Source organism: Flavobacterium sp. P1_E4 (assembly GCF_056405915.1).
Genome location: NZ_JBFUBE010000027.1, coordinates 1 through 15,154, shown reverse-complemented (window position 1 = coordinate 15,154; position 15,154 = coordinate 1). Strand labels below are relative to the sequence as shown.

General features: G+C 37.5%; 10 protein-coding genes. 8 read left to right on the top strand and 2 right to left on the bottom strand.

Annotated features, from left to right (window positions below; genetic code table 11):
• Window positions 1-3: 3 nt before the first annotated feature.
• From AC1DY0_RS17185 to AC1DY0_RS17170, 4 genes are all read left to right on the top strand, one after another.
• Complete coding sequence (locus AC1DY0_RS17185; RefSeq protein ID WP_477189816.1) at window positions 4-384, top strand: hypothetical protein; 381 nt, start codon at window positions 4-6, stop codon at window positions 382-384.
• A gap of 4 nt (window positions 385-388) precedes the next feature.
• The gene (locus AC1DY0_RS17180) at window positions 389-949 is read left to right on the top strand and encodes a hypothetical protein (RefSeq protein ID WP_477189815.1); all 561 of its coding nucleotides are present in this window, start codon (window positions 389-391) and stop codon (window positions 947-949) included.
• A gap of 35 nt (window positions 950-984) precedes the next feature.
• Complete coding sequence (locus AC1DY0_RS17175; RefSeq protein WP_477189814.1) at window positions 985-2,601, top strand: hypothetical protein; 1,617 nt, start codon at window positions 985-987, stop codon at window positions 2,599-2,601.
• Between the two features lie 237 nt (window positions 2,602-2,838).
• Window positions 2,839-3,195: a hypothetical protein gene (locus AC1DY0_RS17170; RefSeq protein WP_477189813.1), complete on the top strand. Its 357-nt coding sequence runs from the start codon at window positions 2,839-2,841 to the stop codon at window positions 3,193-3,195.
• A 224-nt stretch (window positions 3,196-3,419) separates the two neighbouring features.
• On the opposite strand, the gene AC1DY0_RS17165 is transcribed toward AC1DY0_RS17170, so the two are convergent.
• Together AC1DY0_RS17165 and AC1DY0_RS17160 are read right to left on the bottom strand one after the other, a co-directional pair.
• A complete protein-coding gene (locus AC1DY0_RS17165; RefSeq protein ID WP_477189812.1) occupies window positions 3,420-4,856 on the bottom strand; it encodes a DUF1254 domain-containing protein in 1,437 nt (478 codons plus the stop codon).
• Between the two features lie 35 nt (window positions 4,857-4,891).
• A complete protein-coding gene (locus AC1DY0_RS17160; RefSeq protein ID WP_477189811.1) occupies window positions 4,892-6,313 on the bottom strand; it encodes a DUF1254 domain-containing protein in 1,422 nt (473 codons plus the stop codon).
• A gap of 1,673 nt (window positions 6,314-7,986) precedes the next feature.
• On the opposite strand from AC1DY0_RS17160, the gene AC1DY0_RS17155 reads away from it, so the two are divergent.
• The 4 genes from AC1DY0_RS17155 to AC1DY0_RS17140 all read left to right on the top strand — a co-directional run bounded on the left by AC1DY0_RS17155 (window position 7,987) and on the right by AC1DY0_RS17140 (window position 15,154).
• Window positions 7,987-8,544, top strand: coding sequence for a phage tail protein (locus AC1DY0_RS17155; RefSeq protein ID WP_477189810.1), 558 nt, complete (start codon window positions 7,987-7,989; stop codon window positions 8,542-8,544).
• Between the two features lie 63 nt (window positions 8,545-8,607).
• Window positions 8,608-9,759, top strand: a complete 1,152-nt coding sequence (locus AC1DY0_RS17150; protein WP_477189809.1) for an ABC transporter substrate-binding protein — start codon at window positions 8,608-8,610, stop codon at window positions 9,757-9,759.
• A 1-nt stretch (window position 9,760) separates the two neighbouring features.
• Window positions 9,761-10,711, top strand: a complete 951-nt coding sequence (locus AC1DY0_RS17145; protein ID WP_477189808.1) for a methionyl-tRNA formyltransferase — start codon at window positions 9,761-9,763, stop codon at window positions 10,709-10,711.
• 12 nt (window positions 10,712-10,723) lie between these two features.
• The gene (locus AC1DY0_RS17140) at window positions 10,724-15,154 is read left to right on the top strand and encodes a beta strand repeat-containing protein (protein ID WP_477189807.1); all 4,431 of its coding nucleotides are present in this window, start codon (window positions 10,724-10,726) and stop codon (window positions 15,152-15,154) included.

Genomic DNA, 15,154 nt, shown 5'->3' with positions numbered 1-15,154 from the left:
ATTATGGAAACAACTGAAAACAAAAGGACTGATGATTTTATCAAGGAACTGAAAGACAGTTTCTTTTTCAGAACCCTTACCCCTCACAAAAGCAGAGAAGGCATTTTTTATGCCGACATAAAATTTAAACGCTACACGCATTTGATTTACACTGTACAGGATCTGCTGAAAATAGCCCTGCATACGCTGGAGAATTCCGGCCTTGATAATTCCAGCCAAATCGAGGATCCCACTTTTCATCTTACGAGCGTTTTGGAAATTGCTTTGCAGCTTCTGCCTTGCGCTGAAGCGGAAGGACTGGATAAACTCCATACACTGTATTTGGAGATTTTGAATGATCAGGAAAATAGAAATGAGAAAGCGGATAATGAACCTAAAATATGAAATTATGAAAAAGAATAAAATCTCCTTCGAAACAAGATTTTGGGCAGGGTTTGTGGCAGGAAATCCGTTTGAGGCATTTGACGCCATTTTTGACTTTGCACATCTTGATTATTATAAACAGAATTTAAGTCAAGCTGTACTTCACTGCTATAAGTCAAAAGTCTACAAGCAGGATGCTCCTTGCAATGCTTTTGTCTTTTATACTGCTATAGGTACTTTTCTCAAAGTCTGTTACTGTCTGAAGGGGAAAGACAAAAAATGGAAAGTGAAAGAGTCTTCCCGCTCCGAAACGGTATTCCATCTTTCTTCCCTGACCAAAGAAGAATACGACAATCCTTTTTTGGTGCTTCAAAGTGCATTTAAAGAGAGAACACTTCAACAGTTTGAATATTTCTTAAGTGAAATCACAGAGCTATCATTGTCTCCATATGATCTAGATGCTGACTCCGACCTTACTACACCTTATATTCATTTAATCAAAATGCTCGATGCAGCGGAACTGATGAAAGAAAGAGGTGTTGAGAGAATAAAGAAAAATGAACAGCTTGAACCTCCAGTGGAATAAATTATCCTTTATCTAATTTTCAAAAACACAGTATCATGAAAACTCTAGAAAAACTTTCATTTCCAAAACTCGAAAACGAGTTTTTAGAAAATATCCTGAGACAATTGGTCAATCAGTATACTATCGCTCAAATGTTTTTTACCAAACAGGAACTTTCTTTACACTCACAGCTTGTCATTAATCTCGAAAAAAAGACAGATGCGGATCAGCTGCAGTCGGCTAAATGGGTGGCGAAAGCTAGAAATAGTTATCAAATCAATGTTATTTTCATTTATTCCGGAAGGTTGCATCATCGATTTTCTATGGGGCATCCCTTTATTGAATTATACTGTCAGCCTTCGGCGCTGATCTATCAAAATGCAGCCACTCTAAATCCGCTTATTATTACAAGGGACTGGAAAAAATACAAGAAAAAGTTTCATGCTTTTGAAGAGCGTTTTTATAATGATCACGATCTTCAAAGGTGTCAAATCCATAATCTCATTTCAGAAAATGCTGCAAACAGTGTTTTTACGTCCTATGCAAGATTGATTGAATATGAATTGGAGTATTTGGAAGCACTGTATTTGGTAAATACGTTTAATTCACTGCCTTTAGCCGAAAGAATCAATAATCTGGCAGCCTATATTCCTGAGATTCAAAAATACTTTGTAAAAAACAGCCATAGCAGCTATTATCTTACTGAGCTGTTTAAAAAAGCAAAAGAAGCTTCGGTCAATGATGGTGAGCCAATACATAAAGATGAAATGTATAAGGCAGTTGGAATTGTCGAGCAAAATCTCTACCGCCTGATCGAAGACCGGTTGGACGAATTAAAGAAACGGATAAAAAAAGCATCATCTAAAAAGCAGGAAGTTTCGATTCAAATGATTGAAAAGCCAATAGATGTAATTCTCGAAGTTGCTATAGAAACCATAGTAAAGTCGGTTGAAGCTGAGCAGATTTATTTGTTTCATCAAATTACCTACGGTGAAAAAACGACTTATTACCTGTTGCTTTTAGCCAACGGTGCGGGTAATGAAAAATTGAGATCAATAAACCAATCCTTAAAAAGCAAAATAGGCAGAAAATGTGATTTTGTTTTGATAGCTCACAGCCGTCATTGGATACAAGAGAATCTGTATGAGCATCAGAGTTTCTTTGCTGCTATTATGCAGGATAAAAACCTGATCTATTCATCCAGCCCATACCACCCGGAACTGCATTGGGAGGTTCCTCACAGTCCTTATCATGCTGATCTGTATTTTTATTATAAGCCAGCCAAAGATAGTGCTTTCCAATTTTTCACGATGGCCAATAACGCCAAAGAAAACTATCAAGGCATTGATTACTTTTTTACATTGTTTTTTCTGTCCTTCTGCAGAACATACATTTTTGCAAAAACCTATTACCTGCCTAATTATCTGTCACATGAAGCCTTATGGCAATTATGCCTCTATGCCGATCCCGACCTTCGGAAATACAATTATATGATAGAGGGGTTCTGGACGGATTTCTTTCCGTATTTAAACAGGCATATGACGCTTAACCATAAGTTATCAAAGTTCCACAAAGAAGAGGTTGATCAGATGAATGCTATTGTTGAAAAACTGATGCATGAATTGCACAATCTGGTTATTGAAGGCGGGTTATTAAACTTTGAGCAGGACTGATGAATTATTTTAATAAAATCATATGACTATCCGTGACTAATACCAAACTGATAAAATTAGCCACAGATTAGCACAGATTAATACAGATTAACACCGATTTCTCGAATAATACAAATATAATCTGTGCTAATCTGTGCTAATCTACTTTGTCCGTTCGCTTCGCTCGGGTGTGGTAAAAAAAGGTTTGATACACTTTGCGGACTGATGTATTAATTAACCGTTTTAAAAATAAAGATCATGGAAAAGAATGAAATTGAAACGCTAGAAACTATTAAGAGATTGGCTGCCAGCCGTCTCAATACTTTGAAGCCAGTTGGAGATAAAAGCGGGATTCATACTGCTGAGATAAGAGTGTATGATTATTATGAACTCGCTGCGGTTATTAGAAATCTGCTAAAATTATGTATTGTGGCTCTGGATCAAGATGGTGCTGAAGTCCCCAGTACTATAAAAAATCAGTCGATTGATGTTGGGCTTATTTTGGGCATTGCCCTGCAATTGTTTCCAATTGATGAATTTGAACTGCTAAATGAAATCAGTACATTATTTCCTGCTGTTTCTAAAAATCAAGATGAGAATAGTATCAATAAGTAACAATCCATAAGCATGACATACAATAAAGAATGACATTGTCAATTAAGCTGTTTCTATTTAAAATACTAATAAAACGCCGACTTCGGAGGTGTTTTGCACCTGATCCGAATTTAGTCCAAAAAAAAACTTCTCAAGGAATTGAGAAGTTTTGTGGTTCTTACGAACCTGTTTATGAACCATTTTATGCAGTAATAGTTATTAGATGTTATTAATTTATTTCTAATCTATGTCTTTTTTAAAGGCGGTTGTTTCCACGATCCATTAAGGGCTTCTTCTTTTGGCCAATATAGTCTCAAAATTAATGAAAATGGACCTTTTGGTGCTGGCAGCCAATTTGACTCTTTTTCTTTTCCGGGTGATTGATTTTGAATTAGTAAAGTCAATCCTCCATCGGGGTCTTTTTTAAATTGAGAAATCATAGTCGAATTTAGTAAATAACGATTTAAAGGGTTATCAACTAACAAACTTTCCGGCATTTTGTACATTGTAAGAGACCAAAAGGAATTGACAGGTGGCAACTCATTTGGACCAAATTTTAAAATATATTTATTCTTTCCATCTAATTTTTCACTATTGCTGTCCGTATAATATACAGGATACATCGCTTCTTCTTTAGTATTGCCATAAATACCAAGGACTGCGGCCATCATTCTGAATAAATAATTATTTTTTAATGATTCTCTTGTTCCAAATCCGTCGCTTGAAGAAATTTCCCCTTTTTCAAGTTTTATTTTCGTTTTTGCAAAATCAGCCCAGGCATCCGCTATTCCATCATGCATTGCTTTTTTGATTTCAGGATCTAGTGAGGTGGTATCAATTGTTTTTCCCGCTAAAACACCTATTTTGGAAAAACGTTTCATTAAATCTATTTCGCTTGGATGTGTGGGACAAAATTGCAATGCGAAATTTAAATTATTAAAAAATTGAAGCGATGTGTTCTGATCGTCACGACTTAATGGTTTTATGAAATCAATTTTTTTGGACTGAGCAGAAGATGGCTGTCCCAAAAATACCGAAAGAGGCTTGGCAATATATTGATTTTGTATTTTAATTACGTTTTTTAAATCCTGGACATTATACAATTGCGTACGAAATAGCGCTAAAGCAATTTCTGTTTCGCATTTTATAACTTTGGTAATGCCCTTTGGCGTTTCACCGTTCCACTTTGGCCCCGCTATCATGAAGTTTCCGCCGTCGTTTCCGGTTGTTCTGCTTCCCAAGTAATCAAAGTTATGAGTATAAAGATCAATTAATTGAAGACTCCAGTATCTGTTATTTGTAATGGCAGGTATTGAAAAAACAATTGGCTCTGCCCTTAAATCAAGACCAATCCATGAATAGGGCGTATCCGAATTTGGAGTTTGAATCGTTACGTCTTTTGGTGTAAATACCCGCGGAATATTGTAAAGTTGATTCCAAGGAGCTTTATAATCGGGATCCTTTTTATTCACGAAAAAGGCATACTGGACTCTGGTATTATCTACGATCGGAAAACCATAAATATAAGCTTCTTTTGCTATTGCCCGAACTTCTTCAAGACTTACATTTTTTGACTTTGCAGCTGTTTCACTTGCTGCAACTTCTTTTTTTTCTTTACCACAACTTATAAAAGCAAGGATAAATACGATTAAGGCAATTGGAGTTTGTTTTTTACTTAGCATATGTAATAGAATTTGTGTTGAAAAATGATTTTAAACTATTTTACTTTTTCAATACCAGGAGGCGACCAAGTGTTATTCATTGCGGCTTCTTTCGGGCCATATATTCGAATCATTAAATAAAAATCTTCCGCAGGGGCCGGTAACCAATTTGAAGCTGTTTCATTAGTGGGTTTTTCATTTTGAATGTAGACTGTTAAGCTTCCATCTTTATCATATTGCAATCCCTCTGTTGTAGAATTTATGAGAAAACGGTTTATTGGGTTTTTAATCAAATAACCTCCAATTCCGTCTGCGCTCTTATCATACATCGTTATTGACCAAAAATATTTAGCAGGTGGAATCTGTTCTTTTGAAAAATGAATTTTATACTTCCCTGTTTTACCATTCAAAGTATTGTTGTCAGAATCCACATAAGCCACCGGATAGAAGGCTTCTGCTTTGTCGTTTCCATAAATTCCGACCATTACAGCAGCAGCTCTCAATAATCGATTTCCTTTATAAAACTCCCTGTTTCCGAATGGATCCATCATGTTCCATCCATTTTTTTGTTGGCCAATTTTACTGGCTTTTTCTTTTATGGCTGCTATTCCTTCCTTGACCCCTTCGTTTATTGCGGCAACTATTTCATCGCTAAATTGAGTGGAATCGAATTTTGCACTAGGCTTTACTCCTATTCTTTCAAAATTTTTAAGGTCCACTACATCTTCTTTATTAAAAGGCTGGACTAAATTCAAATAAATATTAAAGTATTTTATGAAATTAATAGTATTAAAATCGTTTGGATCAGCAATAGGGAGCCAATCAATATTCGTAACAGTTTTTTTTGGAGTTTCAGTTCCCGAAAATTTGCTCAAAGGGGTGATTTTATACTTATTTTGAATTTGAATAACATTCGGTAAATCATTAGTTCCTAACAATTGGGTTCTTCCGATTCCTGTTACTAGTTGGCTTTCAACATGGAAAACTTTTTTGAATTTACCTTCTGGAATTTTGCCTTTCCAGTCTGGGCCGACAAATAAATAATCGCCAGCTTCATTTCCTGTTACCCGAGTTCCAACATAGGCGAAGTTATGTGTAAAAAGATCAATGAACTGAAAAACGTAATAGCGATCTTTAATTTCGGGTACAGAGAAAACCATTGGTTCTGCACGTAAATCGAACGCAAATAAAGAATAGGGAGTATCAGCGTTCATAGAAACCACATCTTTACGGGTATAATCGGCCGGGCGTCTATCATGTGTAATTTCATTAAAACCACTTCTATATCCGGGACTTTTATTGTCTATTGTAGTATAATACAAAGATTTATATCCCATTAGCATAGGGTACGCATAGATATAGGCTTCTTTGGCAATTGCTTTTGCTTCCTCAGGGCTGATTTGGCTTTCTTTTGGCTGCTCTTTTTTACAGCTATTAAATAGTAAAAGGGCGAAAAAAAGTAAAATAATTCTGTTCATAACAATTTATATTTAAAGATTAGATTTCTAAAATTTATTTATTTGCTTTTCATTTGTACTGCTTCATTATTAAATGCACTTTTTAGAAAAGAATATGTTTGAGTTGATTTATATTTTAATTGAAGGTACTAAAAATCTTAATATCTGCAAATAACATTTTTGAACAATGTAAGTTTTGTATGTATTATTAATGAAGATAAGTCTTTGGAACCTTACACAATCCGAATCCGTTTCCTTAGCAAATTAATACAATAGAAATGTATTTGGGATTGATCCGATTGATGCCCGAAAAGGTTTTTTTTCAGTTTACAGCAAAAAAACTTCTCCATTTCTTGAGAAATTTGTGGTCCTTACGAACCTGTTTTTGAATCATTTTTTTACAAGATTTGAAAAAATTGAGTAAGTTGTAAATCAAACTAATTTGGTTTAAATCCAACGATTGTCAATAAAAATATAAAGTAAATTAGAGATCCTGTTGGTAAATAAATTGAACCTTTTATTAGGAGACTTAATGATTTTAAAGACACTTTTTTACTGAGATTTGCTTTGGCAGTCAATCCTATTATTAAATTCGCAGCATTTTATAAGTATATATTTAGGTTGAAATGATTTCCAATTAAATCAACAAACAATAAACACCTATTAATTAATGTTTTATAAAATTATATAATTATAGTTTTTCATTTCTGTTATTAACTTTTAAACGGCCGTTACATAGAAAGCAACCAAGCCCCGTAATTCATGGTATAAACAGGTAAAATCAATGAGGCATGATTGGAGGGATATCAATAAAAATTGATGATACGATTGCAAAAATTAATGTTGTTGACTGTTCAATGCCTTTTTAATTACTTTAATCTGTTTGGCTTTTATGTGCATCTACAGGACATTAAACCTCATTAAAATTTATCTCATAGAATTATCTTAAAAACATGCTAGTCTCTTTAGATTTTGAAGAAAATGGTTTGAAAAATTCTGTCTCAGTACTTACAAAACTAAAAGCCCATTCCTTACGAAATGGGCTTTTTTTATAATTCCTTTATTACACTTAACCAGTTTTGCACTACAAATAAATGTATTTTTTAAAATACATCAAAAGGTATTTAATTGATTTTAAAATAACACAACTTATTGATTTATAGTTATTTATTTTATATATCTTTATAAAATTAAAAAATAGTAGTTAAAAGTATTATTAAAATTAAAACCATAGAATTACAATTTTAATACAATCAAGAAAAAACTGGTACTAAAAAGTGATTTCATGACAAGAAAACCCCATCCTGTAACATATTATTCCTTTTTCATTTATTAGCTTTTTACTTTTGAAATGCTATTAAAAATAAAATGCTTTTTTATTTAAAATTCGACTCGAGTCAAATGCCAAAGCAGCTGACCAATTAGAACAAAAAAATGAAAATCTAAAAATGAAAAAAAGTTGAAACTGCAATAAATGAAAAAAAGTTGAAACTGCAATAAATGATATCAACTAGCTATTTCCAAGAACAATATATACAGAAACCTTGGAAGGTTTTCGAATAAAACTAACCCCATTTTTATTTGAAAATCAATTAACCGGCAACTTCAATTAATTATAAAAACAGGTATAGTTACGTGTACTCAATTAACAAGAATTTATTTTATTTATTTTTTTAACCATAAAACTAAAAACTATGTCAACAGAACCTTTCATCGGGGAAATTAAAATTTTGGGATTCAATTTTGCGCCAAGAGGATACCAAACCTGCAGCGGTCAATTATTATCAATTAATTCAAACACAGCCTTGTTTTCTTTATTGGGAACCTATTATGGCGGAGACGGACAATCAACATTTGCTTTACCTGATTTACAAGGTCGTACTCCAATTGGACAAGGTCAAGGACAAGGCCTTCCTCGTTATGATATAGGAGAAAAAGCCGGAGCAACGAGTGCAACTATTTTAATAACAAACATGCCGGCACATAATCATACTTTAAATGCGGTATCGGCTAAATTAAAGGCATCTTCTGCAAATGCGGATGAAGCATCTCCACAAAGTAATTTCCCAGCCGTTGCTGCAAGCCCTAATTATTCAGGTAATGGAGCAACCGCAGGAGTTTATACTGGTGGTGTTGAACTTTCGGGTGCTACCGATGCTAGCGGATCTGGTTTACCAATAGATATATTGAATCCATATTTGGTCATCAATTATTCTATTGCCACAGAAGGAATATTCCCAAGCAGACAATAATTAAAACCATATAAAGAGGAAATTTTCGATTTGAAAATTTCCTCTTTTAATTAATAAAAAAATATGCAAACAATAGGAATTTTACTAGCCCGATCCACTTATTATGAAACCATGGGTTTTGATCTATATGAAGGACTTAGATCAGGATTAAAACAATTGGGGAGAACAGATGTTAGAATTGTAACAGAAAACATTGGATTTGGTGCAGAAAAACAACAATGCTATCGCAGTGCGGAAAAACTTTTACTAGAAGAAAACGTCTCTCTAGTAATTGCTTATATAGGGCATCGTACGGCACAATTGCTTCGCCCACTTTTTCTTGCTGCCAATAAAATGCTGATCGTTTTAGATACTGGTGCTAACTTACCTCATGAATGGCCTAGTTGTCCAAATATTTTTTACCATTCCCTACACAATGCATTAGGAGCTTGGTTTGCCGCAAAAGAGGCATTAAATCATGGTTATAAAAGCGCAGGAATGGTTACCGGTTATTATGATGGGGGCTATTTACACACTTACAGCATTTCTAAAAGTTTTGAAGCTAATGGTGGTACAATTGCCTTTAACCATGCTACTGGCTATAAAACAGAGGATTTCACAATAGAGCCTTTGATAAATCATTTAGAACAATATCCCGACAGTGCTTTACTAAGTATTTTTAGTGGTGATTTTGTACAGTGGTATTTTGAAGGGATCAAAAAATCATTTGGAAATGAAAATATCCCTATTTATTTACCCCCTTTTGGATTTGAAGAAACAATGCTTGCCAAAGCTGTATATCCTAATAACACTGTAAAAGGAATAGCCGCTTGGTCAAAAAAAATAGAGTCGCAAGAAAATGAAATCTTTAAAAAAGCAATAATAGCAGCAGGTAGAACACCAAATTTATTCTCATTATTAAGTTGGGAAAGCGCTACAATTGCATTAAGAGTTCTTGAATTGATTGATGAACATGAAAATAATATAACTCAAATTGCATCAAGTCTACATTCATTTGAATTTATGAGTCCCAGAGGAAATATTCATTTTAATTCTAAAACAAATACTTCTATTTCACCATTGTATAAAGCGAGTATTGTACCAAACAATGAAGGAAAATGCGAAGTACAATTAGATGGCGAATTAGATGAAGTTCATAAAAATTTCGAGAAATTAATTAACCAAGACTTAGATAAAGCCACATCGGCTTGGCACAATAGTTATGTCTGTATTTGATATGGAAAAGCAAAAAAAAATATTGGTGTTATGTGGAGGAAAATTCGCCTTTCAAACTTTGCAATTACTCGCATATGAAAAATTCATTTGCGCTATCGGAATTGGCAAAAGTAATGACACAATTATAGAAGCTCTAGAAAGAGAATCTGAAGAAAGTAACATCGGTTTTAAATCTTTTCCGAATAAAAAAAGCATTGCAGAAATGAGATCTTGGATTGACTTTATTCAACCTGATTATATATTTTGCATCTCATTTCCATTCTTACTCCCCGAAACCGTTTTGTCTTATGGACAGGATAAATTCATCAACTTCCACCCAGGCCCTTTGCCTCAATACCGCGGACCTATGCCTATTTTTGAAGTGCTCAAAAATCAGGAGACCGAAACTGCCATTTGCGCCCACTTTATGAATGCTAAGTTCGATGAAGGGAATATTATTTTTAATGACCCAATTACTATTGGAACAGGAGACACCTATGGCAATCTAACTATTAAATTAAGTGAGCGCATGGCCCAAGTGGCCTTAAATGTGGCTAATATGATCCAATTTGCAAGCATCATTCCAAGCCAGCCACAGGATGAAAAATTATCTTATTATTATGAAAAACCAGAGTTATCCGACACCTATATTAATTGGAAACGTATGTCTGCCAGCGAAATCATTTCATTAATTAATGCTTGCAATCCTTGGAATACAGGTGCAGACGCATCCCTTTACGGAGAACAAATTAAAATAATCTCTGCAACCTTGTTAGATATACCCCATAACAGCCAAGCAGGTGCAATTGTGTCCTTGACAAATACTCTTAACATCGCATGTGAAGAGAATCAACAAATTGCTGTTGAAATACTTAGTACAGACAATGGTATTATGACTGCAAAACAGTTTGCAGTATTAAGGCCAATACTAACTAATGATTTAATCAAAATACAGAAACAATCCCTAATTTAAATCCATTTGATTATGAAAAAGAGTTTTACTTTTATTTTTACAATTCTAATGTGTTTCTTTTATATAAAAGGAAATTCCCAAACGCAATTTTGGAGTGACACATTCGAAGACGCTGGAGCTCCAAGCACGGGGACAAGAACGCCATCAGTGGCAGAATTCAATTGTAATACACCAGCAACTGTGTATTTTTTTAGAACATCACCATTAGCTTCTGCTCTTAGCTTACAAAATGGAACGTATACAGGTTATGAAGGATCAAAAGTGTGGGCTGCCGAAGATATCGATAAAGGTACTAGTTGTACAACAAATAATACCATTTCAGCAAATCAGCAGGTTACATGGACCGGTATAAATATTTCCGGAAAAACTAGCTTATCTTTTAAAGGCCTTTTTGCCGCAGATAATGTTGGTGGATGGCAAGGAATTGATTGGAACAGTCTTACTCCTCCACAACAGGATTTTGTGGCATTTGAATACCGTATCGATGGTGGTTCATGGATAAGGGGTTTAATGTTTGCCAGTAACATTCCTGCGGGTAACGCAGCTTCAAGTAACACACTCCAACTTGACACCAATGGTGACAATATAGGTGATGGAGCTTCTTTAACTTATGCTTTTGCTGAATTTACAGCCAATATAGTAGGAACAGGGACAACTTTGGACATTCGTATGAACTGTTTTGTTAATGCTAGTGCAACACAAGAAATAGCAATAGACAACTTCCGATTATTTGGTTCAACCGCAGTACTACCAACAATCACCACAACTGCAGCAACGGGTGTAGGTGCTGTAAAAGCAACTTTGGGTGGAAATGTTACCGCAGATGGTGGAGCAACAGTAACAGAAAGAGGTATTGTCTGGGCAACGACTGCCAACCCAACCACTGCCAATACCAAAGTAGTCAATGGCTCGGGAACGGGGAGTTTTAGTGCTACAATTTCCTCTTTGCCTGCAGGAACACTTGTTCATTTTAGGGCGTATGCAATCAATTCAGCAGGTACAAGCTATGGATCAGATTTGACTTTTACTACTAGTGCCGCTTTATCAGCAACGACTGGTCAAAGCAATCTGTTGTGTAACGGGGTTAACATTGGTAATGCTTCAGTAACTGCCTCAGGCGGGGTTGCCTCCTATAGTTATTCTTGGTCACCTTCGGGAGGAACGGGAGCTACTGCTAGCAATTTAGCAGCGGGATCCTATACTTGTACTATAACTGATAGCGAATCAACTCAAATTACCAAAAACTTTACTATTACTCAGCCATCGGCAATCAGCACCGCAGCGGGATCGCAAACGAATGTGACCTGTAGCGGAGGAACGAATGGTGTCGCTTCGGTTTCACCTTCTGGCGGGACTCCGGGATATACCTATATTTGGTCGCCTTCTGGTGGAACGGCAGCGGCAGCAACAGGACTTGCGGCAGGAAGCTACACCGTAACCGTAACAGATGCCAACGGATGTACAGCAACTCGAAATTACACTATTACTCAGCCATCTGTAATCAGTACTGCATCAGGATCACAAACGAACGTGTCCTGTAACGGAGGAACGAATGGTAGTGCATCGGTTACTCCATCTGGTGGAACTCCGGGATACACCTATTCTTGGTCCCCTTCTGGAGGAACGGCAGCTACTGCTACTGGACTTGCGGCAGGAAGCTACACCGTAACAGTAACGGATGCAAATGGATGTACAGCAACTCGAAACTATACCCTAACTCAGCCGTCGGTAATCAGTACTGCATCAGGATCCCAAACGAATGTGTCCTGTAACGGAGGAACGAATGGTAGTGCATCGGTTACTCCATCTGGTGGAGCTCCGGGATATACCTATTCTTGGTCGCCTTCTGGAGGAACGGCCGCTACAGCAACAGGACTTGCAGCAGGAAGCTACACCGTAACCGTAACGGATGCAAACGGATGTACAGCAACTCGAAATTATACTATTACTCAGCCATCTGCAATCAGTACCGCAACAGGATCTCAAACGAACTTGTCCTGTAACGGAGGAACGAATGGTAGTGCATCGGTTACTCCATCTGGTGGAACTCCGGGATACACCTATTCTTGGTCGCCTTCTGGTGGAACGGCAGCTACTGCAACAGGACTTGCAGCAGGAAGCTACACCGTAACCGTAACGGATGCAAACGGATGTACAGCAACTCGAAATTATACTATTACTCAGCCATCTGCAATCAGTACTGCTACAGGATCTCAAACGAACTTGTCCTGCAACGGAGGAACGAATGGTAGTGCATCGGTTACTCCTTCTGGCGGAACTCCGGGATATACCTATTCTTGGTCACCTTCTGGTGGAACGGCTGCTACAGCAACAGGGCTTGCGGCAGGAAGCTATACCGTAATCGTAACGGACGCCAACGGATGTACAGCACCTCGAAATTATACTATTACTGAACCATCGGTAATCAGTACCTCAACAGGATCCCAAACTGACGTGTCCTGTAACGGAGGAGCAAATGGTACCGCATCGGTTACCCCTTCTGGTGGAACTCCGGGATATACCTATTCTTGGTCCCCTTCCGGTGGAACTGCTGCTACAGCAACAGGACTTGCAGCAGGAAGCTACACCGTAACCGTAACGGATGCCAACGGATGTACAGCAACTCGAAATTACACTATTACTCAGCCATCGGTAATCAGTACTGCATCAGGATCCCAAACAAACGTATCCTGTAATGGAGGAACGAATGGTACTGCATCGGTTACTCCTTCTGGCGGAGCTCCGGGATATACCTATTCATGGTCGCCTTCTGGTGGAACGGCAGCCACGGCTACTGGACTTGCGGCAGGAAGCTACACCGTAACCGTAACGGATGCAAACGGGTGTACAGCAACTCAAAACTACACCCTTACACAGCCTCCGGTAATCAATACCGCAACAGGATCCCAAACTGACGTGTCCTGTAACGGCGGAACAAATGGTTCCGCATCGGTTTCTCCTTCTGGTGGAACCCCTGGATATACTTATTCTTGGTCGCCTTCTGGTGGAACTGCTAATACTGCAACAGGACTTGCGACTGGAAGCTACACCGTAACCGTAACGGATGCCAACGGATGTTCTGCAACTCAAAACTATACTATTAACCAACCTACGATCTTAATCGCAACAACAAGCCAGATAAATGCGACCTGCATAACGGGGGGACAAGCGGCTGTTAATGTTACTGGAGGAACAGCACCCTATATTTATTTATGGTCACCATCGGGAGCAACATCTCAAATAGCAACCGGATTAGCAGCAGGTAACCATAGCTGTTTAATTACAGATGCTAACGGATGTATATTGACAAAAAACTTTACTATTGCCACAACCAATACATTAGTTGCCACTACATCTAAGGTTGATGTCTTATGTAATGGTGCATTTACAGGTACAGCCACAGTTGTACCATCGGGAGCTCCAGGTCCTTTTACTTATGTATGGACACCTTCAGGAGGTAATGCAGCAACTGCCAACAACCTTGCCGCAGGTAACTATAGTGTAACAATAACGGCTTCTAGTGGTTGTTCAATTGTAAAAAACTTTACAATTAATGAGCCTAGTGCCATAGTTGTTACTCCAACACAAACTAATTTAACATGTAATGGTGCAACTAATGGATTAGCTTCTGTGAATGTAACTGGAGGAACCGGTGCATACACTTATTCTTGGTCACCTTCTGGTGGAACTGCAAATACCGCTACAGGATTAACAGCAGGAACTTACATTTGCACCATCACAGATGCAAATAATTGTACTGCAACAGAAAGTTTAACAATTACTGAACCTGCTCCAATTACAGCCATAACTTCCCAAACCAATGTATCTTGTAACGGTGGAAATAATGGTGTAGCTTCTGTAACGGCTTCTGGGGGAATTCCAGGATATACCTATTCTTGGTCACCTTCTGGAGGAACGGCTGATACCGCTACCGGACTTGCGGCAGGAAGCTATACTGTAACAATTACAGATGCTAATGGTTGCATATTAACCAAATCAGTAAATATATCAGTTACCCCAGATGCAACCGCGCCAGTAGCCAATGTAACGAATCTGCCAGATGTAACGGCCACATGCGTCGTAACTACAGGTATGATTACAACTCCAACGGCAACCGACAACTGTGCAGGAACAATTACGGGTACCACAACGGATCCTTTGACCTACTCAGCTCAAGGAAATTATATCATTACCTGGACATATGATGACGGAAATGGGAATAGCGCCACCCAACTGCAAAATGTAATTGTGCAAGACGCAACCGCGCCTGTAGCCGATGTGACGAATCTGCCAGATGTAACAGCCTCATGTGCCGTAACTACAGGTATGATTACAGCTCCAACGGCAACCGACAACTGTGCAGGAACAATTACGGGTACCACAACGGATCCTTTGACCTACTCGGCTCAAGGAAATTATACCATTACCTGGACATATGAATGA